The sequence below is a fragment of the Bacillus sp. TE8-1 genome (assembly GCF_008368855.1).
GTDB classification, from domain to species: domain Bacteria; phylum Bacillota; class Bacilli; order Bacillales; family Bacillaceae_G; genus Bacillus_A; species Bacillus_A cereus.
Genome location: NZ_QPET01000049.1, coordinates 1 through 25,417 on the forward strand (window position 1 = coordinate 1; position 25,417 = coordinate 25,417).

The window sequence follows — 25,417 nt, forward strand, 5'->3', positions numbered from 1 at the left end:
TTAGTTGTAAAATAATGTTTGTTGATGAATTTTATAAAAAGTATGTTAGATGAAATTCATCTGTAGGGATGACATATAAATATTTTCTTAATGGGTATAAAATTGTGTGACGTTTTGAAAATATATTAGGAGTACATAGTAGATTCATATTTTTAAAAATTAATGTGACAATAAAGGGAGGTTGAGATACATACACGGTGGGAGTGTGTATGTATTTATTATAATAATGAATAAGACAATCAAACAACAAGTAATCGCACTATCAACAAGTCTAGTGATTTTAGGGAGCGCACCTTTATCAGCATCAGCAGAAGAGATCAACAAATCTCAAACTGATCAACTTAATATTGCCCAAGGAGAACACGGAACGAGCGGATTAAATTATTCTAATTTCAAGTTGGAAGTTCCTGATCATGTACAAATTAACGAAGCAGAAGTATCTGAAAATGAAAAAATGCTTTTAGAAGAATATAAGCATAAACATGATGAAACAGAAGAATTAAACAAAATGCAAGATGCTAAGAAGGGACAAGTAGCAGAAAAGGAAGCTATTTCAAACATTGAAAAGGCATTTGAATCTGTAGATGGTCGAAATGATGGATCTGATCGTCAAATGAAACCTGTTGCAAAGCCAAGAGGTATTCAATATAGTGCACAGAGTACGAAGAAATATGGAACACTTGCAGGAGTTCCATTTGTGGAGTGGATTGTTCCAGCAGGAAATCCTGATATTCGTCCTGCAAATCCGATGAAAGCACGTTACATTACAATCCATGAGACCGCAAATACAGCTGCTGGTGCTAATGCTGAAAATCATGCGAAATATTTATACAAGCAAGCAACTGAAGGCACTTTCCGAACAGCTTCATGGCATTTTACTGTAGATGATAAACAAATTTATCAACACTTACCAACAAACGAAAATGGTTGGCATGCAGGAGATGGAGATGGTTCAGGAAACAGGGAGTCTATCGGTATCGAGATTGCGGTTAACCAAGACGGTGATTACAATAAAGCGTTAGAAAATGCAAAACGACTTGCAGGTTATTTAATGAACAAAGAAGGAATTGGTGCAGATCATATTTACAAGCATCAACAATGGAGCGGGAAAAAATGTCCTGACATTTTAATTTCACGTGGTAATTGGGCTGGTTTCGTACAAGGAATTCAGTGGTATGCAAATATAAATGCGCAGATTGATACGCCTTTACAAGATAAAAATGACTCATTTAATCCAAATGAAAATAATCCAGCTGAACCTAGCATGGAACTAGTGGTAAATGGTAGTGGCATCAATGTACGTAGTGATGCGGGTATTGAACATCGTGTTGTACGTAAAGCTTCAAACGGAGATCGTTACAAAGTATTAGCCGTTAAAAATGGTTGGTATAAAGTAGGTAATGGAGAATGGATTTTCTATGACCCAAGCTGGATTAAAATTAACTACAATGTACCAAAGGAAGAAGTACAAAAACCAAAAGATGATATTACAGGTGGCTGGTTTGAAGGGCATATTCGTAAATTAAACAGTCTAGGTATTATGCAAGGCGAAGGTAATGGTGTATTTGCGCCATATCGAAATGTAACGAGAGCGGAGTTTGCGAAATTAATCTCGAATGCTCTTAAACTACCAGAGGGAAATAAGTCATTTGTAGATATTAATGAGGCACATCCATCACTTCATGACGGTATTAAACGTTGTGCAAGTGCAGGAATTATTAATGGTCGTGGTGAAGGGATTTTTGATCCTAACTCACCAATTACTCGTGAAGAAGTATCTATTATGATTGACAAAGCATTACGATATAAAGGAATTACAGGTGAGTTAGTAGCATTACCATTTACAGATAAGCATTTAATAACATACAAAGAATCGGTTCAACGATTATACAGTCTAAAGGTAGTTAATGGTATTGGAAATAATGAGTTTGATCCTCGAGGCACAGCAACTCGTGGTCAGGCGGCTGCCTTTATTGTGAAGATGTTAGATTCAATGCAAAAATAAAAGGAAACTTTAATCAGTGAGGGCCACTCGCATTGCAATCAAGCAGTTTATTCACCAAATTTTGAAATGAGAGTTTTACTGCCCACAAATAGCAGAAGAAATTGTATGTAGAAGCTGACATTGGTAGAAGTAAAAAAATAAGAAGAATTTGAAAGGAGCTATCCAAAATAATAATTTGGAATAGCTCCTATTTAGTAGGAAGAACAAATTGTATTTGATAGATTGTAATGTAGAATGCCCTTCCAAGCCCCTTATAAGCACCTACCAAGTAATAAATCACTAAGAAAAAACAAAAACAAAAACAACTACAAGAACAAAACAAGCGCGAAAAAATGAAACTGGCGTTGTAGTAGTAAAAAAATTGTAATTCGAATGCCAAAACCATTCTCGCATGCCTATCTTTATAATGAAGGATTAAAATTTTCCTATTTACTAGCAAAGAGTGGAGGGAAACATATGGCGGTATACCGTAATGTGCAGGTGAACTTTTGGCAAGATGAATTCATATTAGATTTAACGCCAGAGGAGCGTTATTTTTACATATATTTGTTAACTGGTACGAAAACGAAGCAATGTGGTATTTATATATTACCGAAGCGTGTGGCAGAGCTTGAAACAGGTTATAGTATGGAGACTGTTGAGAAGTTGCTAAACAGGTTTGTTGAGTATGGAAAGATTCTATATGATACGGAAACGAAAGAGGTATTCATAATAAACTGGTTACACTATAACCCTATTTCAAATACGAATGTGGAGAAGTGCGTATTACGTGAGTTAAAGACTATAAAAAGTAATGAGTTCATACATATATTTTTACGTAAATGCCTTGAAGAAGAATACAAGATTCCATTATTATTGCAGCATTTTGGTATGCCAAAAGAAGAGGATAATAGTAGTTCACAAGTAGTTATTGAAGAGAAAGAAGAAGCGGAAGAGATAGAGGTGGAAACCATAGAAGAGGACGTTCCAAATAGTGAAGTTTATAAGTTTTATGAACAAAATATTAGTAGATTATCCCCATATATTGTGAAGGAATTGAAGAATTGGATACAAAGACTTTCTGGAGAGAAAGTGTTAGAGGCACTTAAAATTGCGTTTGAAAATAATAAGAAAACGTTAGCTTATGTGAAGGGGATTTTGAGGAATTGGTGTAGCAAAAAGTTAAAGGATTTTAGTGGGGAGAAGTCTGTAATGGGAAGTTTAGAGAGAAGGAAATGTATGTTGAGTAGTGTATTTTAATTTACATTAATTTAATATAGAATGTACGTTCGTTTTTGTTGGTTTTATGCTATACTACCATTAAATAAGGGTATTTTTATAATAGATAAAAAGATGCGGGGGGTACAAAGTTTGACTACTAGTACATCTGAGTTGTTTCAATATATTAATATGACAGAAGAACAGAAACAATTATCACAACGATATTTACAGACAAAAGAAGAAGAGATTTTAAAAAATATTCAACTAACGACAATTCGTGATCAAAAAAGAAGTGATTTTGCGGAGCGATTTATAAACGATTTTAGGAAAGTGCATAAACAAGATCCGGATTTTTTTCGATTATTTTACCATATACTCGAGGAGCAATTATTAAATGTTCTTGTAGTCCGTTTTGCGCATGTCAGTTTTTCTAAAATGAAGATTTATTTAGAAAAAAGTGCACTTCCTTTGGACAAACTTGTAGCAATCGCATGTAAATATTTATCCAGTATTTCAAGTTATGTAAATGAAGCAGATGTTTTTCTTAGAGATTTAACAAAAGAGAGTCCGAACTATATAGAGGGACAATTACATACTTTACCAACTAAGCAACAATTAACATTACTTCTCATAATGTTTGATGTAGATTATGAAAAGTTTCGTACATATAGTTCTTTATTGAATGAAAGGTTAGAAGAACATACAGAATTTATATTAAAACTGCTAGGGGAAAAGGAAAAGGTTGAAGCAGTTAAACGGTATTTAAAAGGTGAAGATGATAGTGAAGTATTTATAGGTGGGAATTTACCGGAACATATTTGGCGGCTATTATTTTGTGTTCATAAATATTCGAATGTTGCGAGGCGATATATTGAAATATTGGCGAAGAAAAATGTTTGGGGTTTTATAAACTATGCAACACGTTATATGTGTCACACTCTCGGTCAGTCTCAAAACTACAAAAAAACTGGTAGTGTAAATAGAGAAACATATGAAGAAATTCAAAGTTTTTGTACACAGTTTTGGATTTCTAAGGAAAGATTTTTTGCGCATCGTCTAAGACAACATGATTTAAATAGTGAGGATTTTTGTAAGACGTATGAATATGAATTGCTATGCTTTATGTTGGAGGAAGATCCTGAATGTATTCAACATACTTTGCAATATGTAAGTAAAATGAATTATCTCATCATCGCACGAACGTTAGCTGAAAAAGGATATGAGCTAGATATAGGGAAAATGCGAGAAGAATTTTTTGTTGCTGCTTTGCAAATTAAATTGTCTACAGTGCGGGATACATATCGTGATTATTTACTAGGGAAATTGTCACTTGAGGATATGGAGCAAATACTTAAAAATCCGAAATATAGAAGTATGTATTGGGGTATGCCGGTGTTAGAGGTTGCGCTTCTTTGGGATATAGATGATGTAGCGAAGAGGGAAGCTGTACTTACACTACAGTTTGGAGATGATGATAGTGTTAATTTATACGAACTTCTTTACGAATGTTCTGTCAGAGGAGTAGAACCGAAACAAGTATTAGAAGATCTGCTTTCGTATGGGTTAAGTAAGGAAAAGCTTATCGCTTATGCAGTTGAAGAAGCTGCATGCTACAGTGAAGAGAGAAATAAGGCGAAGGAAGCGCTTGTTTGTGTAATTGTAAAAGAACAAGCAAATATAATTGAACGGTTTGATGAGTATTCTGCTGTGGCCAAAGCATATATTTTTGAAGAGTTAGCAAAGGATAACATGATTAAAATGCGTCCAATTTTAATTAAAAGCTTAGGAGATTCATCTAAAAAAATGCGTGAGTCTGTAGTTAAACTGCTTTCAAAAGATGTAGAAGCTGCAGCAGATGTAGCAGTTGAACTTCATAATAAAAAGAAAATTGTTCGTGAAAATGTGATAAAAATACTTATAGAGTATAAGATTGAAAAATATACGAAACTTGTACAGGAAGCTTTGCAAGAAAGTAAAAATGAATCTTTCGCAAGAAAATTCTCATTTTTATTCCAAACGGAGGAAGAAAAAATAGAAGAACTATGTGCACGTATTTTAACTGAACAAACAAGAAATTCACTTCTGCAATTGATTGGAGATGAGCCACAAATCCGTTTACGTGACTCTGGTGAAATTGCTGATGCTGCAATTCCGTTAGCCTATTTACAACAGTATATTTCAGATGCTGTTATTGAGAAGAAAGAAACGGCAGAAGTAATTGGTAGAGCTTTAAATGAAGAGGACTTAAAAGAATGTGTGCAAACAATATATCAAATATGGATTTCTCAAGACGCAGATGTGAAGAAGCGTGGAATTCTTTCGTTATACGGAATGTATAGTGACGACAAAATGATCGACATACTTATAAAGCAAATTGATGAATGGGTGCTTCAAATGAGAGGAAAGATAGCAGCGGATGCCGTTCGTGCTTTAGGTTTGTCTTCATCTAAGCTTGCACTTATGTCTATTCATGCAATAGCATTTAAATATAAACATAAGCAAGTACGTAATGCAGCAAAAGAAGCGCTAAGTCTTGCTGCGAAAACACGTGGTATAACAGAGGAAGAGCTGGAAGATCAATTGGTGCCGGACCTCGGCTTTACTATACAGGGTGAAAAGATAATTGATTTCGGGAATCGAAGTTTTACTGCCATTTTAACTACAGAGTCAAAAATTGAATTAGAGACAGAAGAAGGAAAACGTATGAAGTCACTTCCAAAGCCGAATGCAAAAGATGATGTAGAAAAGGCTGAAGAGGCTAAAAAAGAATTAGCCTCTTTAAAGAAGGAACTCCGAACTACTCTTTCCATGCAAAAACAACGATTAGAAGTGGCACTTTCGTTAAAGCGTTATTGGTCACATAATGCATGGAAGTCTGTATTTATGGATAATCCAATTATGAAGCAATTTTCTATTTCACTCATTTGGGGTGAGTATAAGGAAGGGAAGTTGCTGAAGGCATTCCGTTATGCAGAAGGTGGCGTGTTCTGTACAATTGACGGGAAGAGTTATGAACTTTCATCTGGCACTGTTATTGGTTTCGTTCATCCGTTAGAATTGTCTGGGGCGGAGAAGGAATTATGGAAAGAGCAATTAGAAAGTGCGGGAATTGTTCAGCCGTTCCTACAAATTGAGCGTCCAGTGTTTGTAGTAGAAAAGAATGATGAGAGTGCTATTGAGAGATTTGGCGGTATTTTACTAAATGGTCGTTCGTTATTCGGTAAGATGACAAAGCTTGGATGGATCCGTGGGTCTGTTCAAGATGGCGGTGTGTATTATACATTTTACAAAGAAGATACTCGTACCGGATTAGGCGTGCAATTGTCATTTAGCGGAGCGCCCATTGGTTATGAAGATGAAGAAGATGTATGTGTATTTGACATTCAATTTTATAAAGCAGGTACAGTGAATCGTGGTTCATATGAATACGATGAGATTGATGATGAAAGACGCATTGTACCAAAAGAAGTAGATAAACGCTTCTTTAGTGAAATGTTATATGATGTCCAAGTAGCGACAGATTCAAATCTTGGGCATAATGAAAGTTGGCGTAGCGAACGATAAGAAAAACCCCCTTCATTGGTAGGAAAATGAAGGGGGTTTTTCAATGTCTTTAAAAGGTTCTTTCTCAAAAAGAAGCGAATAGTGTGAGAAAGGGGTGGTTATATGGAAGTCGTTATAAAGAAGAAACGAAAAAGGGGAAAAAGAATTTTTATTTGGGCTAGTAGTATCGTTCTTTTGTTAGTTATTTCCGCTGCGATTTTTTTGAACATATATACGCTGAAATCTATGCCAAAGATAGATGGAACGATAAAGCTAGAGGATTTACAACAAGCTGTTACGGTGAAGCGTGATAGTAAAGGTGTACCGCATATTAAATCGGAAAATGCACATGATTTATATTTTTCACAAGGATATGTGCAAGCGCAAGATCGTTTGTTTCAAATGGATTTAAGTAGAAGACAAGCGTCTGGTATGTTAAGTGAAGTTGTTGGGGAAGCAGCTGTTGATCGAGATAAATTGTTTCGAACACTCGGTTTACGGCGAGCTGCCGAAGCTTCAGTTAGTCAATATGATGGAGAAGCGAAATATGCCCTGCAGTCATTTGCTGATGGGGTGAACGCTTTTATACGTGAGGCGAAAGAGGAAAAGAAATTACCAGTTGAGTTTACTATATTAGGTTATGAACCTGCTGAGTGGTCAATTGTTGATACTTTAACGATCGGGAAGTATATGGCGTTTGACTTAGGAGGACATTGGCACGGACAGGCATTTCGATATTGGGCGCTGAAAAATCTTCCGAAAGAGCAAGCGAATGAGCTATTTCCTGCATATCCGAAAGATGCTCCTAGATTGCTAGCTGAACTGAAAAATACAAATGTGGACGTAGCACAAAGTTTTTCAAAAACGATAATTCCGCCGGAGTTTAACGGTAGTAATAACTGGGTTGTGAGCGGTGAGAAGAGTGCGTCAGGTAAGCCAATTTTAGCAGATGATCCTCATTTATCTCTTGCGACCCCTTCTATTTGGTATCAAACGAGACTTGAAATGAAAGGTTTAAATGTGAGTGGCGTTATTTTCGCTGGAGTACCAGGTGTTATATTAGGACACAATGACAAAATAGCGTGGGGTGTTACGAATACAGGGCCTGATGTGCAAGATTTATATATTGAGAAGAGAAATCCTAATAATGAAAATGAATTTCTGTATAACGATAAATGGGAAAAAGCTACCGTTGTAGACGAGTCTATTAAAGTAAAAGGCGGGGAGACAATTCCTTATAACGTTACGATTACGAGGCATGGACCAGTAATTTCAGAGTTTGCGGATAAGGGGAAGGAGAAAACGAAAACAGTATTCTCTTTAAAGTGGACAGCTTTAGAACCGTCAGCTGAGTTAAAAGCTGTATTAAATATGAACAAAGCAAAAGACTGGAATGAGTTTGAAACCGCTCTTCAAGATTTTCATACACCAACCCAAAACTTTGTGTTTGCATCAAACGACGGCACAATTGCTTATAAAGCGAATGGAAATATACCAGTGCGTAAAAAAGGTGATGGTAGCTTACCTGTTCCAGGATGGACAGATGAATATGAATGGGAAGGGTATATCCCGTTTGATCAACTTCCAAAAGTAATTAATCCAAAACAAGGGTTTATTTCAACTGCGAATAATAAAATTGTTGATGATGATTATCCGTATCATATTAGCAATACGTGGGCGCAGCCATATAGGCAAATGCGTATTCAAGAATTTTTGCAAGAGAAGGAAAAGTATACGGTGAAAGATTTAGAAGAGTTACAGATGGATCAAAAGAATTTATATGGGAAAGAGTTTACTCCTATATTTTTAAAAGAGTTAAATAAAGCATCTTTAAATGAGGTAGAGAAAGAAGGCGTAGACCAATTAACAAAGTGGAATTTTTACGATAGTAAAGATGAAGCGGCACCATTAATATTCCATTTGTTAATGAAAGAGATTTCAAATACGTTATTTTCAAAAGAAATACCGAAAGATGTAATGGAGTTATTTGAAGGGAAGTCACAAGTTGTTGATGAATTGATTCGAAAAGAAGTAGCGGGAGAAAATAGCGTTTGGTTTACGAAGTACAGAGGTTTCACAAAAGTTGTGCATACATCGTACGAGAATGTAATGAAGAAATTGCAGAAGGAATATGGACCCGATATTGGAGAGTGGAGGTGGGGCGATTACCATCAACTCGCTTTTACACATCCAATTTCGAAATCATCGAGTATGTTAGCATTACTCGCTTTTAATCGTGAGAAACCAGTTCCGATTGGTGGGAGCCAAGTTACCGTGCAAGCAGCGAGTTACGGCGAAAACGGCATTGTAAATCACGGGGCGTCTTGGAGATTCATTATTGATACGAAAGATATGTCAAACGGTTATCATATCGTAGGGCCAGGACAGTCGGGCCATTTTAGAAGCGATTGGTATCATGATCAAATAGATGATTGGGTAAATGGCACGTATCATACGACTACATTGAATACGGAGGGGATAGAGGGGAAGGTGCTAAATTTAGAACCGAAGTGATAGGGTGTTTTTGTTTGTGGAGGGAACTAGTAATACTCTTTTTGATAATGAAAGCTTATCATTTAGGACATAACCCAGTTCTTAAATAATTTTAACAGCCAGCCTACTATCATTTAATTTGATAGTAGGCTGTTTCCATCTTCGAAATACGCTGTAGCAACTTCTTCAGGATTACGATTATTTCCACATGCTGTAAGTGCTGTAACTAATAAAGTCATTACAACTATTAACATGATCATTCCAGTTTTGAGGGGAATTAGTTAACAAAGACTAGGTATTATTTGCAACAGAACTGTTCCTCTATCCCCCTTGTTTCATCATTTTTCTAGGCCAGCCAACTTGACAAATGTTTTTTTATCAAACTACAATGAAAATCATTATCAATAATATAGGGAGGATACTTTGGTCAATAAATGAAAAACAATATATTTATAGGTTAATAACCAGATCTTGTTAAGTTGTATGTACTATTTTTAGTTTAGCGTTTCCCAGAATGTACACCAATTAATCTCGCGAATTACAAGAAAACTATTATTGAAATGAGGCGTGTATTGTGAAGTTAGACGTGAATGAGTTAGCAGAGTATCTTGCCAATACTCCTTTCCGAGTAGAAGGAGTATATCGTTATGCTAAAAATCCAGGTGTGCCTTTTGCTGAATCTACAGATTCTTTCCCAGGATTTGTATTTCCAATTACAGGGAAGACGCAATTTCAATTTAATGGTACGCCGTATACTCTTTCCCCAGGAAAAGTTATACATGGGGGTGCAAAAATGACATTAGCCCATAAAATGCTTGGTGAAATAAACTGGGAATATATTCTTGTTTTATATCGGATAAGCAATTCAGAACGAGAAGACTCTGGCTTTACTCATCAGCATTTTGAATTATTAACAGGACAATCTCCTCGTCTTGTCGAATTACTTATGCGTCTTTGGGATGTATATAATCAGCGTGGAGGCATTTCGATGTTTCAGACCGAAATGCTGTTTCGCGAAGCGTTGAATGAAGCTTTATTAAGTGTTTTCAATAGAGAAAGCAATTATGAGTCGCATACTTTATTCGAACGAATATCTAGTTACGTTCGTAAATACTATTATAAAGATATTACAATTCATACACTTACAGAACAAAATAATGTTAATCGAAATCGTCTTTCTTACGTGTTTAGAAAGCATGCAGGTATGGGGGCAGCAGAATATTTATTGAACTATCGTATAAAGATGGCTCAAAAAATGTTATGTACAAGTGATGTGCCTGTACAACAAATTGCGCAGGCTGTTGGAATCGCAGACCCTTTTTATTTTAGTAGAGTTTTCAAGAAGCGAGTTGGCATTTCGCCTACTAAATATCGCGAGAAGTTCATCAATAATCCATACTAATGTCAACAGGGGTCCATTCTTATTTGAAAATCACTGTTCTATACTTATGGAGAGTTAAAGGAAACATTGGATTGAAAGTACTTTCATTGAAATCACTCCTTTGTACTATCTGAATGAAAAGTTCTGGCCGGAGCATTTTCTTTTTAAGCGTAATAACGACTTTTTTACTTATATTACTGTAATATAGTGGAATTTGAAAGTGAGGAGGGATTATTATCCATTACCAACCTATTAAACTAAATGACGAGTTATCTAAAATTAACGATTATTGGTATCCACAAGTGATTGGTGAAATGAATGACGATCAAATTCAGCTTTTTAAAGCTAATGGAGATTTTATATGGCATGAGCATCCTAATACAGATAAGCTATTTATTGTGCTTGAAGGGGAGATGTTCATCGATTTTCGTGATGGACAGGTGAAAATTTCTAAAGGCGAGATGTTTATTGTCCCGAGAGGCGTTGAGCATAAACCTTTCACTGAAAAGGAATCCCATATCATGTTGGTAGAGCCTAAAAGGGAAATGGATTGATAATTGTAAAAAGATAAAAAAGGAGCGGAAATCCGTTCCTTTTTTATTTATCTTACTATTTTTAGGAGCTTAGTATGAGTAAGATGTGAATAAAGGATGAATAGCATTTTTATCAATAAAAATTTATTGGATTTTTTGTGGAATATATATGAAACGTTGTATAAAATAATCAAGAAAGCCAAAAATTATAGGGGGAAAGTTGTGAAGAAAAATAAGAGTTTAATAAGTTTTTTAGGAGTGTTTATTATGTTGTTTTCTTTTTGTTTTCAAGGAAATGTACAGGCAGATGTAAATACTGTTCAATCTGGAAAAATCAAATCAGGAAACGTAACAGTATGGGAAGTTGGAAATGTAGCGAAAGTATTAGCGGATGTGGAGCGCTTAAATTTAAATACAGTAAATGTACCGATTCAAGTAGATATCCCAAATGTGACTTCTACTAACATGGTAATTAATCAAGCGCAAAAGCAACAAGCTATTATTTTAATTCAAGAATTATTAAAGCGTAATATTCAAGTTATAGTGGAACCGTTCCCGTATATTCAGCAGGGGAATGTTGGAGAGACAGAATGGAACCCAAGTAACATTAATGATTTCTTCTGGAATTGGAAGACGGTTATTCTGCAAGATATTTTTAATTCCATTACAAGTAAATACAATGTGTATGGACTAAAGATTGCTTCTAATTTCGTGAATATGGAGTATGCAGAAGGATACTGGAGCGATACAATTGATTTTGTTCGTAATCAGTATAAAGGAAATGTTTTGTATCAAATGAACTGGTGGTTAACAGCAAGCTGGGACCCTTCTTATGAAGCGAAGTTTGAAGAGAAAATCAATCGCCCGTATTTAAAAAAGGTGGATATTGTTAGCATAGACAGTTGGTTTGAAGTTTCAGGAAAAAGAAATCCAACATATGAAGAAGTGAAGCAAAGTTTATTTGCGACAACAGTATATAATCGTGGGCAAAATGTTGTTCAGCAATTGGAACAATTACATAATGCAACAGGAAAGCCAGTTTACTTCGGTGGATTTAACGTTCCAGCACGTGAACTTGGATTACAAAATCCATGGAATCCAGATGTTTCAAATGTGTTTTCGAAAGATGTACAATTAAATGGATGGCGTGCTTACCGAGATGTATTAGAACCGAAACCATATTTTAAAGGTTTTTCAATTTGGTTTATTGGCTCTAATGATAGTACACATGCGTATCAAATACATAGTAAAGAAGCAGAGGCAGTTATTAGCGGGTGGTACCGAAAATAATTTTTATAAAATAGGTAAGTTTTAAAGTTTACTACATATATTTCTAGTGAAAGGCCTTTCACCATCTTATCACCTAGGGGGCAATCATAATGAAATTTTTGTCTTACCTTACAGTAATATTGGTGATTCTTGGCGGTTTGAATTGGTTATTGGTAGCGTTAGATTACAATGTAGTTGAGAAATGGTTTGGTTCTATGCCGGCGCTTGTGGACACTATTTATTGGCTCATTGGTCTTTCTGCTATTTATCAAATTTTTGATCGGTTCTTTACGAACGACTAGCTATTATTCTTTCATTATTAGAGTGTTAAGTACGATTATGTACTTAACACTTTTTTATATGTCCATAAAAAAGTCTGCACTTGCAAGCGATTCCATCGCGTCTTGCGCCCTAATAATAGAAAACAAATTGACCGTATATTATATTTTAGGTTATAATTCAGAAAGTTTAAAAATATCCAAATAAAAAATAGGGAGGTTATGAAGGTAATGGAGAGAGTCTATAATTTTTCAGCAGGACCATCAATACTCCCTTTGCCAGTTTTAGAGAAAGTGCAAAAGGAGCTTTTAAATTATAACGGGACAGGCATGTCAATTATGGAAATGAGTCATCGATCTTCTTATTTTCAAAGTATTATAGAGGAAGCGAGTAACTTACTTCGTGAATTAATGAGCATCCCTGATGAGTATGAAGTTTTATTTTTACAAGGCGGTGCGTCATTACAATTCTCTATGATACCACTGAACTTAATGAATACGTATAAAAAAGCTGGATACGTACTAACTGGCTCATGGTCTAAAAAGGCACTGCAAGAAGCCGAAAAAGTTGGGGAAGTACAAGTGATTGCTTCTTCCGAGCAAGAGAAGTTTACTACGATTCCTAAACTGGAAGGTTTACTAAGCGATGAAAAACTAGATTATGTACATATTACAACGAATAATACAATTGAAGGGACAAAATATGTGGACATTCCACATGTAGAAAGAGTGCCGCTCGTTGCGGATATGTCTTCAAATATTTTGTCAGAACAATATGATGTTTCGAAGTTTGGTCTTATATATGCGGGGGCGCAAAAGAATTTAGGACCTGCGGGCTTAACGATTGCGATTATAAAAAGAGATTTAATCGGGGGAGCAGATCGCTCTTGTCCGACAATGTTAAATTATGAAACTTACAGTAAAAATAACTCCTTATATAATACACCGCCATCCTTTAGTATTTACGTAACAAAACTTGTACTAGAGTGGTTGAAAGAGCAAGGCGGAGTATCTGCGATTGAAGAACAAAATAGAATGAAATCTTCACTTATTTATCATTTTTTAGATGAATCTAAATTGTTTACTTCACCAGTTGATCCTGCGTATCGATCACTTATGAACATTCCGTTTACAACACCGTCAGAAGAACTTAACAATGAGTTTTTACAAAAAGCGAAGGAACGCGGCCTTGTTACGTTAAAAGGACATCGATCAGTCGGTGGTATGCGCGCTAGTATTTACAATGCGATGCCAGTACAAGGCGTACAGCAATTAGTAAATTATATGAAGGCATTTGAGCTTGAGAATAGATAGGGAGATGGGGATATGTTTCGTGTTCAAACGTTAAATCAAATTGCAGAAAAAGGTTTGCAAGTTTTTACTGAAGAACGTTATGAAGTAGGAGATAGAATCAATCATCCAGATGGAATTTTGCTTCGTAGCTACTCTTTACATCAAGAAGAGTTTTCAAAAGACTTAAAGGCGATTGCAAGAGCTGGCGCTGGTGTAAATAATATTCCTGTCGAGCGATGTACAGAAAAAGGAATTGTAGTATTTAACACGCCGGGGGCAAATGCAAACGCTGTAAAGGAACTCATTATTGCCAGTCTTATTATGTCTTCACGTAACATTATTAATGGTGTAAGTTGGACGAAAAACTTAGAGGGTGAAGAAGTACCACAGCTTGTTGAATCAGGAAAAAAACAATTCGTTGGATCAGAAATTGCAGGGAAACGTCTAGGTGTTATCGGACTTGGCGCAATCGGTGCTTTAGTTGCGAACGATGCGTTAGCGTTAGGGATGGATGTTATCGGATATGATCCTTATATTTCAGTTGAAACAGCTTGGCGTCTTTCTACACATGTGCAAAGAGCATTTAGCCTTGATGAAATTTTTGCAACGTGTGATTATATTACACTGCATATTCCTCTTACGAATCAAACGAAGGGGATTATTGGGGAACACGCTGTAGAGAAGATGAAAAGAGGGATGCGTCTATTTAATTTCTCTAGAGGAGAACTTGTAGATGAAAAGGTTCTTCAAAAGGCATTAGAAGAAGATATTATTACACATTACGTAACGGACTTCCCAAATGAAAATGTAATAAAGATGAAAAATGTAACAGCGACGCCTCACCTTGGCGCATCTACGTCTGAATCAGAAGAAAATTGTGCAGTAATGGCAGCACGTCAATTACGTGAATATTTAGAGACAGGAAATATTCGTAATTCAGTAAACTATCCAAACGTAGAATTGCCGTATATCGGAAAGAAACGAATTACAATTATGCATCAAAACGTCCCGAATATGGTAGGGCAAATTACAGGATGCTTAGCGGAACATCATATTAATATTGCCGATATGATTAATCGTAGTAAACATTCTTGGGCATACACAATGATTGATATCGATAACGGAATTGATGATATAATAAAAGAGAATATTGTAGAAAATATAAGCAAAATTACAGGTGTTGTAGCCGTTCGAATGATTGTGTAAAGGAGAGAGGAATGTGGCAAAAATACGACCGTTTCGGGCCATTCGTCCAGTAGAGGAAAAAGCGGCACAAGTGGCAGCTTTACCGTATGACGTATTAAATAGTGAAGAGGCAAGGGAAGTTGTAAAAGGGAATCCATATTCTTTCTTGCATGTTGATAAAGCAGAAATTGATTTAGATCCTGAACTGTCACCGTATGATGATCGCGTGTATGAAAAAGCGGGTGACAATTTAAAGCAATTTATACGAGAAGAAGTGTTCATACAAGATGAAGAGCCAGCGCTATATATTTATGAACTGACGATGCAAGGAAGAACGCAGTCAGGTCTTGTTGTTTGTACATCTATTGATGAGTATGAAGATGATACAATTAAAAAACATGAAAGAACACGTCATGAAAAAGAACTAGATCGTATTCGCCACGTAGATGTGTGTGACGCCAATACAGGCCCAATCTTTTTAACGTACCGTACAAAAGATGAAGTAAAGCATTTAATTAGAAGCTGGAAAGAAGAACATGCGCCAATTTATACATTTACAGCAGAAGACGGTGTTAAGCATGTTGCGTGGAAGATTGCAGATGAAGATGTAATTACGACTTTAGTAAACGCATTTGAAGATATTCCTAATCTTTATATTGCAGATGGGCATCACCGTTCTGCATCAGCTGCAAAAGTAGGACTTATGCGAAGAGAACAATATCCAAATTACACAGGAGAAGAGGAATTTAATTTCTTCTTATCGGTTCTATTCCCTCATGATGAATTATCGATTTGGGACTATAACCGAGTTGTGAAAGATTTAAATGGCTTATCAGAGGAACAGTTTTTAAATCAAATTACGCAGTACTTTTATGTAGAAGAAGCACCTGTTTCTCCGTATAAACCAAATGAGCCAAAAACATTTGGTATGTATGTAAATGAGAAGTGGTATAAGCTTACTGTGAAAGAAGAAACATTTGATGCGAATGATCTTGTTAGAGGTTTAGATGTATCTATCCTGCAAGATCATTTATTAAGCCAAGTACTTGAAATACATGATCCGCGTTCTGATTCACGTATCGATTTTGTCGGAGGAATCCGCGGATTAGAAGAACTAGAACGCCTTGTGAACAGCGGCGAATACAAAGCAGCATTCGCATTATATCCGACATCTATGGAAGATTTATTAGCAATCGCAGATGCCGGAGAAGTCATGCCACCGAAATCAACGTGGTTTGAACCGAAACTGCGTAGTGGGTTGTTTGTCCATTCTTTAAAATAAATAGACTTCTTTAGTTAGAAAAACCGAAATGATTTTAGTTTCGGTTTTTCTTATTTTGGCTCAGTAAACGTTTAATGTTGATTTTAATGTTAAGATTGAAATATGTAACAACAGGTCGCTACAAAAAATGGAGGAAATACGATGAAAATGCAGCTGCAAAAAAGTTTTTATGTTGAATTGAAAAATGCAATTCGTTGTCATTATAACGAACTTTTAACAAGATGCGGTGTTGACACAATATACGGGTACTCCATATTAACAGACGATTGTGTCAATAGCATTGGACCAGTGGCAAATAAAGAAAGACTAATCAAAGTTAATAAATCGGACCCTTTATACAATTATTATAGATACGGAGCTGTTGAGTGGAGCGAATGGGACGATTTTGGAATGTTTGATGAAGTGAACAAAATTATTAAGAAATATCATAATATCGTCGAAGATGACTTTAACATACGAGTACATACACTGTTGAAAGAAACGTTAAATGTGTTAATGGAACTTGAATCAGAAGGGTTGTTTGGAGATAGAGATGATAATCGATTTATTGTCATTTGTGTAACTGATTCATCGAACGAAATCATGATTGAATCAGCTCGATTGCTTAATACATTAAAGACATACGAAGAATATGCTTCAGAATTTGCATAAGAATGGACATAAGTAAAACTGCGCTCTATAAGAGGCGATTTTCATTTAATAGAAAGTCACCAACTAATAGTAACCATTCGTTGTGACGTAACCATTGAACAATTAGAACCTGATGAAAAAACGTCCAAAGATAATTAAAATGTTTATATGTATGAATCAACTTGGAAAAGAAGTAATGCAGGGGAGCTTTTCAGGCATTATTCTTTGATTGGTAGGAAAAGTAATGAATAAGTGGGCCCCCGCTACCTCTCAGGCTTAGAGTTTTAATTCCCCTCATAACGAAAATTTGATGTATCGTTGAATACTGATAATAAGACGTTATGTAATATACTCTGTTCTTTTCTTAACTATTAGAAAATAGGTGAATAAGCTCGTCAACAAAAAGGACATTCCTAGTATTACAAGAAATGTCCTTTTCACTAAATTATAGGATATTTTGCTAAATTTCAAAATCTAAAATCAGTTTACTAGTTTGACCTGTAAACTGATAATTATAGGATCCTCTCAGGTTTTCTAAGTTACCGGTAGCTTTAATAATTGTTCCTGGGGAATCTAAATTTCCTTTATCAAATATTCCTTGCTCTATAGCTGTAAATGTCCCTTGTTGCCCCTTATAAATTCCTTCGAAGTGTAAAAAACCAGAAATTTTAGCAGTAGCCAAGTGACCATCATTTATATTTGAGTCCAAATAATATAATAAGTATTCAACAAAAGCTTTTCCTTGTAATTCCCCATCGATATCATATTCAACATGAGCAATATTAATAGGAAAATCTTTTCTAGTATCATCAATTGGTTTTTCATCCCATTTACTTACTGTAAATGTTACTTCCATACACGTAAATCCCCCTTTATCATTAGATAAGTAATCTCCATATCATTTAAAAAGTACTAATTCACAGTCATATCTTATAGGAGTGTTTTTATTTATTTAAGCCCTGTCATATCGTTATCTTATCTTAGAATCACCTGCGCCTCTCCATGAAGAACTTACTGTCGCCACGATATCTCCTGCTTGTAACCTCTTTGGTTTTATTAACATATGAATCCCGCTCCTACATAATTTAATGAACTACGGCTATACAAACCGTAGAGTTGAAGAACATTGTACATGACATTAGTTTCTCCGCCTCCAATAAGTTCACCTGCTGTAATTTGAGAATTTAGTATTAGTGCTGAATATAGGAATAATCTACAAACATTTTTGGTTAAAATTTATATTTGAAAATCACAGTATGCAACATTGCATGAGGAAAACGGTTGTTATTTTTATAACCTGTAACTATAATGATTACAGGTTGGTCGATACCAATCAAAAATAAAATCATCATGAATGGAGATGTTACATATGGGGATGAAAAAAATAATTTTAGCAGGTGCTTTAGGGATCGCAGCATTATCAGGAACAAATTTACCAGGACTAGAAGTAACAAAAGCGAGTGCAGCTTCTATTGAATCGAATTTCTCGACGTTAGAAGGACGAGTAGTAGAAGTAGATAACGGTGTAATTGTTGTTAAATCTAAGCAATATGAGGAACCTGTTAGTGTGTATATTGATTCACTTTCAAACGTGAAAGTAGGAGATGAAGTAAAAGCTACTGGATCTATGATGCGTAATTTTACAGAATATATGGTTGCAACTGCAATTGAAAATACAACAAACAAGTTAGGTATGCATATGAAAGAAGATGGCTCACCTGATTATGTAATTGGAGAAGTAGCAAAAGTAGGAACGATGGAAGATGAGGGAGACGGTGCTACTAAATATGTCGTAGTTGAATATCCATCACTAAATGGGAAGAAAGTTATTATTGATGTTTTCTTAACAAAGGGACAAGTATTTAATACGGGTGAGAAAGTAAAAATTGATATGAAGTATGTAGGCTGGGGCGGAAGTTCTATTAACTGGAACACAGTTGATCATATCGAAAGAGTTCATGAAGCAAAGACGAACACTGAAAATAATGATGATGTATGGATTTGGTCTTAATAAGGCGAGTATAGGTCGTTATTTGCAATTTTCTCCAAACAATACATGTGAAAACTAAATGTATCATGCAGTACCCATCTAATTATCATTGCGTATGACAATTAGATGGGTACTTTTTTATTTGAAATTTGTGCAAGTCAATGTTTAGCATTTCTTTTTAAGAGTAAATTACGGTTGAAATCAAAACTTTATTTGCAGTACATAATAAATAATGTTTATTTTTTATCTTATATTAAAATAAAAACAAACCACTGTTCGATTTGAATATTCCACGATATAATAGTGAGAGTTTATGGCAGAATAAATATTTACATAAGAAGTGAGGTACTGTATGAAAAAAAGAACGACAGACATTATTTTTATTATTATCGGTGCATTTCTTTTTGCGTTAGGTGTCAATTTATTTGTTATTCCGAACGAGTTTGGTGAGGGCGGGGTAACAGGTATCACGATTATTACGTACTATTTATTTGAGTGGTCACCAGGTTTAGTTAACTTAATTTTAAATGCGATTTTGTTAATAGTCGGTTATAAATTTTTAAATAAGATTACAACGATTTATACGATTATCGCTGTAGTGACCAACTCGCTATTTCTTCATTTAACAGAAGGCTGGACGATTGCTTCTGATGAAATGCTCGTAAATGCCATTTTCGGTGGAATATTTATTGGGTGTGGTATTGGTCTAATCATTCGTGTTGGCGGAACAACTGCAGGTACTACGATTTTAGCAAGAATGACGCATAAGTATTTAGGCTGGAGTATTAGCTATGGTCTACTGTTCTTCGATTTAATCGTTGCGTTTTCATCTTATTTCATCATTGGTGCAGAAAAACTGATGCTGACAATTATTATGTTATATGTAGGAACGAAAGTAATGGAATTTGTAATTGAAGGTTTAAATCCGAAAAAGGCCATTACGATTATTTCTGATAAACCAGATGAAATTGCTGGGAAGGTGACGACTTTAATGGGCAGAGGGGTTACTGTGTATTCAGGTCATGGCTATTACACGAAAACGCCGAAGGAAATTCTTTATGTTGTTATTAATAAGCAAGAAGTAGTGAAGCTAAAGCGGATTGTTCAAACTACGGATCCGGCGGCGTTCATCGCTATACACGATGTTCGTGACGTGTTCGGAGAAGGATTTGTTGATATTTCGAAGGCTTAGAAATTGTTTTTGATTAAAATAATCTTAATACTAAAACGTGAGAATCTATTTTGAATAATCTTTTTTCAAAATAGATTCTTTTTCTTTTTCTTGCAAAAAATCTAATTGTTTCTTAATGTAGTGATGTAGAAGGATGAACGAGAGAGGGTTTAATGAAGATGATACATATTTTATTAGCTGATGACGATAAACATATTAGAGAGTTATTGCATTATCATTTACAAAAAGAGGGGTTTAAAGTTTTTGAAGCAGAAGATGGAAAGGTAGCGCAAGACGTATTAGAGAAGGAAAATATTCATCTTGCGATTGTAGACATTATGATGCCGTTTGTTGATGGTTATACGTTATGTGAAGAAATTCGGAAGTATCATGATATTCCTGTTATTTTATTAACTGCGAAAGACCAGTTAGTGGATAAAGAAAAAGGATTCATTTCTGGTACAGATGATTATATCGTAAAACCATTTGAACCAGCTGAAGTGATTTTCCGTATGAAAGCTTTATTACGTCGTTATCAAATGCTGAGTGCAGATATTATTACGTTGCACGGAACGACAATTGATCGAAAAGGTGTAGAAGTAAAGTGTAACGGTCAAACAATTTTGCTTCCTTTAAAGGAATTTGAGTTATTATCACAACTTGCTAGTTATCCTGGAAGAACATTTTCAAGAGAAGAATTAATTGAATTAGTATGGGGAATGGATTTTGAAGGAGATGAACGAACAGTTGATGTTCATGTGAAAAGGCTCCGAGATCGTTTCTCAAAACGAACGGATGATTTTCAAATTACGACAGTGCGCGGCCTCGGGTATAAGTTGGAGTTGAAATAAGATGAAATCACTATATTCTAGATTTGTATTTATGACGGTCGGCATTATGCTACTTAGTAGTATTATCGGCTTTTTATTAACGAACGTATATTATCAAGTGAAGTTAAAACCGTATAATAGTGAAAAGATTTTAAAGTATGCGGAAGAAGTTAAATCGTTATATGAAAAGCAAAGTGAAGAAAATCAAGAGACGTATTTGCATTCTATTGCAAAGTTAGGGTATGAAATTTATATTGTTGATGATCAAAAGAATGGAAAGCGTATCGGTAATGCGTTTCGTAAGACGTCTATTAGCGATGCTACTGTTCATAAAGTATTGCAAGGAGAAACGTTTAATGGTGTTTCTACGTATCCAACGCGTCTTTTTATTACAGGATTTTTCGATAATGAATTAATAAATAGTGTTGGTGTACCGGTAAAGCACGGTGATAAACAGTACGCGTTATTTATTCGTCCTGACATTCAGAACCAATTTGGCGAGATGCGAATTTTCTTAGCGGTATTACTTGGGTTTATCGTACTATTAAGTATTATCTTTATAGCGATTGCAGCAGGTTATATCGTTCGCCCAATCCGTAAATTTACGAAGGCTACGCAAAAAATTGCGAGTGGGGAATATGAAATTGAATTAGATGTAAAACGAAAAGATGAAATAGGAACGTTATCTACAAGCTTCCAAAAGATGACGAAGAGTATTAAAGAACTAGATGAAATGAGACAAGAATTTGTTTCGAACGTTTCACATGAATTTCAGTCGCCACTTTCTTCCATACAAGGTTTTTCAAAAACGTTGCAAACAGAAAAGATGAGTGAGGAAGAAAGAAATCATTACTTACAAATTATTGAGGGCGAAAGTAAGCGAATGTCTAGTTTATGTAAACAGTTACTTACGCTCGCTTCATTAGATAAAGAGGAAAAGGTTCTGCAAATAAGAGAATTCAATCTGCAGAAGCAAATTAAAGACGTCATTTTTATGCTTGAGTGGAAATGGCGTGAGAAAGATATTGCCGTTGAATTTGATGTGCCGGATATCACTATAAAAGGTGATGAAAACTTACTTCATCAAGTATGGAGTAACATTTTCACGAATAGCATCAAGTTTTCAAACGATGGTGGAACGATTGAGTTTTTTGTCGAAGAGTTAGAGTCTAGTGTCATTATCTCTATATCGGATAACGGAATTGGTATGGAAAAAGAAGAAATGGATCGTATTTTTGATCGTTTTTACAAAGTAGATACAGCAAGGGCAAGAAACGTAGAAGGTAGCGGTTTAGGATTATCGATTGTGCAGAAGATTGTTGAACTGCATAATGGAAATGTTTCAGTGTTTAGTACGAAAGGGGAAGGGACTACTGTTCAGGTGGAGCTTCCGAAATAGATGGAAGAGGCTGTTTGGAAACGGCCTCTTCTTTTTTTGTCTCTAGTATACGTGTAAAATGAAAAAATGTGAGTCATTTTCATTACATAATCAGACGAGTTTGTGGAGTGAGCTCGGGAGGAAGATTATTTGAACATGTAGAATCTCTACAGAGTTATAAGGATTGTATTGAAACTTTAGCTATTTAGGGAGGAAATTACTTTGAAACGAATTGACTTGTTATTAAACACACTAGATTCAACATTCGATAAAGAGAGTTGGTATGCACCGTTTAAACATGCTATAGAAGGACTTACAGCTGAACAGGCTATGTGGAAACCAGCTGGAGAGACAACGAATACCATTTGGGAGAATGTTAATCATCTCACTTATTACAAAGAAAGACTTGCTGCAAACTTGGAAGGACGTGAATGGACACATAATCTTGACGGTAATGACACCTTTTATCTTACTAAGCAATCTAATAATGATACGGAATGGAAGGAAGTCGTTGAACGCTCTGAAAATGCTCAGCGTAATTTAAGACAGGTATTAAGTGCAATTTCTGAAAGAGAGCTTGAACAAAATTCACTTGAAGGTAAATTACTGGACATCATGCTTCATGATGCTTATCATACAGGCCAAATTATTCAATTAAGGAAAATGCAGGGGGCATGGCCATCAAAGCGTTAACGGCACCTTTTAGTTGGTGCTATTGTTGAATAAATTTTAGATATTCAAACGACTTCATTGTTATATTTTTAGTGAAGTATTTTACATCCAAAATGAAATAATTATATTTTTAACCCCGTCCCCAATTTAGAACGGGGTTATGTTTGTTCTGTTATAAAGCCGCACCTTTCCCGCACTCTTCTTTAAACCGAAGCTCAAAAGTATCCGCTGTAATTTCATCAGCTTTTGGAAAAGCCCGTAATTTCGGATGAAGTAGCCATACGAGGGAAATGAATAAAATCCCAATGCTAGCAAGCGCGAAAATGAGTTGGCTACTATATACATTCGCAGTGTATCCGCCAATTAAAGAGCCGAGTGGCATAGCAATTGTGCCCATGCTTCGTGTGACTGAATTGATACGCCCAAGATATTGGTTTGGAATTACAATTTGACCAATAGTCGCAAATAATATGTTGGTCGCACCAATTGGTATCCAAGCTAAGCCGAATAAAAAAATGGATAACCATTGAAACGGTACAACTGTAGAGAGAAACCAAAAGAAAGCGCCAGTCGCAAAGCTAATAATGGAGACACGGCCAACATTATGTTTACCAACCCATGAACTGAATAGTGCTCCAATTAAACAACCGGCGGATATAGCGGCTAAAAAGAAACCATATAATTTTACACCGCCTAAAGAATCAGCGAAAGAAGGGAGTATTGCCATCGTCATACCGATTGAAAAATTAGCGACAACGGAACCGATTAAGAATACGCCCATTAAGGAACGGAAGACAATTGAAAAACCTTCTTTTAAATCAGAGAAATATTGTTTAGTTGAAAGTGATGTGCCCGTTTCGGTTTGCTTTGGTATTTTCAATGAAAAGAACAAAAGGGCAGTAATTGCGAATGTGAAAGAGTCAATTACATATAAAGTGATCGCGCCAAATAGTGCTACTAATATTCCAGAAAGCGTCGTACAAATTAAATCAATGCCTTGATATGCAAATGAGAAGAGTGAATTTCCTTTTAATAATTGTGTTTTATGCAGTAGAAGTGGTAAAGCTTTTGATTGTGCGGGATAGGCGAATTGTTCAATAAAGGCTACGATAGGCATGATGATGAGTAGTAGGTGGACTGTTAGTAGGTCGAAGTAGTGTGTAATAGGAATGATTAAAATAAGAATGCATTGCAGAACTTGTGTAATGACGAGGGTGTTTTTTATGGACCATCTATCAACGAATGGACCAGTAAGAAATTGTAATGCAGAAGGTAATAACGTAAGGGAACCAGCCAATCCAGAATAAAAAGGATTACCACTTAATTTGTATACGAGCCACATCGCGGCTACATAATACAAACTATCTCCTATGTTGGTGAAAATTCTTCCTAAAAATAATAAGAGGAAATTCCGGTTTTTTAATATGTCCACTTTATCTACTCCTTTATAATAAATTTATTCGGTAAAATAAATTTGACCGTTTATGTAAAAAAAATCGTATTACGATTTTTCTTCTTTTTTAATAAATTGCTGCATTGTTCTCTCAGCGATTTGAAGTGCAGTAGTAGAAATATAATAAGGTTTACTATTCGGATCTTTATCTGCACCTTTTGTAATTTCGTTTAATTCAGCCATTAATTCATAAAACTTTTTTACCCACACTTGAAATTGTTCTGGCGTAGCATCAAATTCCCAGCAGGATGAAACGTAATTCCACTTAGCTGGATCTTCACTTGCATTTCGTAATGTAAAAGCTTCTTCTGGTGCAGCGAGAATTTGGCTTTTCGTTCTTTCTATCATTTGTAAAAAGATTTGGCGACCTGATTCGCTTACTATCTCTAAATGAGGTAATAGATCTGTAGCAGGGGTGAAGCCTTTCGCGACAGATTGATAAAACTTTTGAATAATCCCATTCTTTTCCTCTGTATAAACGATCTCTATAAGACCATTCTTTTCTAATTCTTTTAAATGATAATGAATTTTCGCCCTTGAAATGCCGAATTTCTCAGATAGTAATTGTCCAGTATAAGGACGTTCGCATAGACGTATCATCATTTCGGCACGTAGTGGATCGCTTAATGCTTTTAGTTGGCTATAAGTAGTTAGTGTTAATACAGGCTTCAAAATGATCAACTCCTTAAATGAAATTACTCGGTCAAGATTATTTGACTGAATTGTATCAAGGATTTCAATTATTTTCAATACTTTCTGAAAATTAAATCTTACCCTCTGTAATCTTCTGTTCATATTCCGTTCATATTTCTTTTTTATGATAAGTGCATA

The 25,417-nt window shown here is 35.4% G+C and carries 20 protein-coding genes; 17 read left to right on the forward strand and 3 right to left on the reverse strand.

The window, feature by feature from the left end; genetic code table 11:
• Positions 1–226: 226 nt before the first annotated feature.
• From DN404_RS29390 to DN404_RS29455, 12 genes are all read left to right on the forward strand, one after another.
• The gene (locus DN404_RS29390; protein WP_033687774.1) at positions 227–2,005 is read left to right on the forward strand and encodes an S-layer homology domain-containing protein; all 1,779 of its coding nucleotides are present in this window, start codon (positions 227–229) and stop codon (positions 2,003–2,005) included.
• A gap of 456 nt (positions 2,006–2,461) precedes the next feature.
• Entirely contained in the window at positions 2,462–3,244 is a 783-nt protein-coding gene (locus tag DN404_RS29400; RefSeq protein WP_016122848.1) for a DnaD domain-containing protein, read from the forward strand.
• A gap of 111 nt (positions 3,245–3,355) precedes the next feature.
• Positions 3,356–6,769, forward strand: coding sequence for a DUF4132 domain-containing protein (locus DN404_RS29405; RefSeq protein WP_000213799.1), 3,414 nt, complete (start codon positions 3,356–3,358; stop codon positions 6,767–6,769).
• Between the two features lie 102 nt (positions 6,770–6,871).
• On the forward strand, positions 6,872–9,262 hold the full coding sequence (locus tag DN404_RS29410) for a penicillin acylase family protein (RefSeq protein WP_149215816.1): 2,391 nt from the start codon (positions 6,872–6,874) through the stop codon (positions 9,260–9,262).
• A gap of 553 nt (positions 9,263–9,815) precedes the next feature.
• The gene (locus DN404_RS29415) at positions 9,816–10,643 is read left to right on the forward strand and encodes a helix-turn-helix transcriptional regulator (RefSeq protein WP_000762815.1); all 828 of its coding nucleotides are present in this window, start codon (positions 9,816–9,818) and stop codon (positions 10,641–10,643) included.
• Between the two features lie 293 nt (positions 10,644–10,936).
• Positions 10,937–11,176: a cupin domain-containing protein gene (locus tag DN404_RS29425; RefSeq protein WP_000997182.1), complete on the forward strand. Its 240-nt coding sequence runs from the start codon at positions 10,937–10,939 to the stop codon at positions 11,174–11,176.
• Positions 11,177–11,377: 201 nt separating this feature from the next.
• Positions 11,378–12,445, forward strand: a complete 1,068-nt coding sequence (locus DN404_RS29430) for a glycoside hydrolase family 113 (RefSeq protein ID WP_000739762.1) — start codon at positions 11,378–11,380, stop codon at positions 12,443–12,445.
• Positions 12,446–12,534: 89 nt separating this feature from the next.
• Positions 12,535–12,726, forward strand: a complete 192-nt coding sequence (locus tag DN404_RS29435) for a DUF378 domain-containing protein (RefSeq protein ID WP_000670805.1) — start codon at positions 12,535–12,537, stop codon at positions 12,724–12,726.
• A 207-nt stretch (positions 12,727–12,933) separates the two neighbouring features.
• A complete protein-coding gene (serC, locus tag DN404_RS29440; protein ID WP_000442924.1) occupies positions 12,934–14,016 on the forward strand; it encodes a 3-phosphoserine/phosphohydroxythreonine transaminase in 1,083 nt (360 codons plus the stop codon).
• 12 nt (positions 14,017–14,028) lie between these two features.
• Positions 14,029–15,201 (forward strand): 3-phosphoglycerate dehydrogenase family protein, encoded by a 1,173-nt coding sequence (locus DN404_RS29445; RefSeq protein WP_000490228.1) that lies wholly within the window; start codon positions 14,029–14,031, stop codon positions 15,199–15,201.
• Between the two features lie 13 nt (positions 15,202–15,214).
• Positions 15,215–16,462, forward strand: a complete 1,248-nt coding sequence (locus DN404_RS29450) for a DUF1015 domain-containing protein (RefSeq protein WP_001063071.1) — start codon at positions 15,215–15,217, stop codon at positions 16,460–16,462.
• Between the two features lie 141 nt (positions 16,463–16,603).
• Complete coding sequence (locus DN404_RS29455; RefSeq protein WP_000783832.1) at positions 16,604–17,113, forward strand: DUF4303 domain-containing protein; 510 nt, start codon at positions 16,604–16,606, stop codon at positions 17,111–17,113.
• 439 nt (positions 17,114–17,552) lie between these two features.
• On the opposite strand, the gene DN404_RS29465 is transcribed toward DN404_RS29455, so the two are convergent.
• Positions 17,553–17,948, reverse strand: coding sequence for a DUF3224 domain-containing protein (locus tag DN404_RS29465; RefSeq protein ID WP_113303477.1), 396 nt, complete (start codon positions 17,946–17,948; stop codon positions 17,553–17,555).
• A 513-nt stretch (positions 17,949–18,461) separates the two neighbouring features.
• On the opposite strand from DN404_RS29465, the gene DN404_RS29470 reads away from it, so the two are divergent.
• From DN404_RS29470 to DN404_RS29490, 5 genes are all read left to right on the forward strand, one after another.
• The gene (locus DN404_RS29470) at positions 18,462–19,103 is read left to right on the forward strand and encodes a hypothetical protein (RefSeq protein WP_149215817.1); all 642 of its coding nucleotides are present in this window, start codon (positions 18,462–18,464) and stop codon (positions 19,101–19,103) included.
• A gap of 331 nt (positions 19,104–19,434) precedes the next feature.
• Positions 19,435–20,274, forward strand: coding sequence for a YitT family protein (locus DN404_RS29475; protein ID WP_000747497.1), 840 nt, complete (start codon positions 19,435–19,437; stop codon positions 20,272–20,274).
• 152 nt (positions 20,275–20,426) lie between these two features.
• On the forward strand, positions 20,427–21,104 hold the full coding sequence (locus tag DN404_RS29480) for a response regulator transcription factor (RefSeq protein ID WP_000781961.1): 678 nt from the start codon (positions 20,427–20,429) through the stop codon (positions 21,102–21,104).
• A gap of 1 nt (position 21,105) precedes the next feature.
• Positions 21,106–22,482, forward strand: coding sequence for a sensor histidine kinase (locus DN404_RS29485; RefSeq protein WP_149215818.1), 1,377 nt, complete (start codon positions 21,106–21,108; stop codon positions 22,480–22,482).
• A 201-nt stretch (positions 22,483–22,683) separates the two neighbouring features.
• Positions 22,684–23,154 carry a DinB family protein gene (locus DN404_RS29490; protein ID WP_006922808.1) on the forward strand — a complete coding sequence of 157 codons (471 nt, stop codon included), beginning with the start codon at positions 22,684–22,686 and terminating at the stop codon, positions 23,152–23,154.
• 151 nt (positions 23,155–23,305) lie between these two features.
• Here the strand turns inward: DN404_RS29490 and DN404_RS29495 are convergent, their stop codons facing one another.
• Entirely contained in the window at positions 23,306–24,565 is a 1,260-nt protein-coding gene (locus DN404_RS29495) for an MFS transporter (protein WP_149215819.1), read from the reverse strand.
• 69 nt (positions 24,566–24,634) lie between these two features.
• Positions 24,635–25,258: an ArsR/SmtB family transcription factor gene (locus DN404_RS29500; RefSeq protein WP_000805790.1), complete on the reverse strand. Its 624-nt coding sequence runs from the start codon at positions 25,256–25,258 to the stop codon at positions 24,635–24,637.
• Positions 25,259–25,417 lie beyond the last annotated feature (159 nt).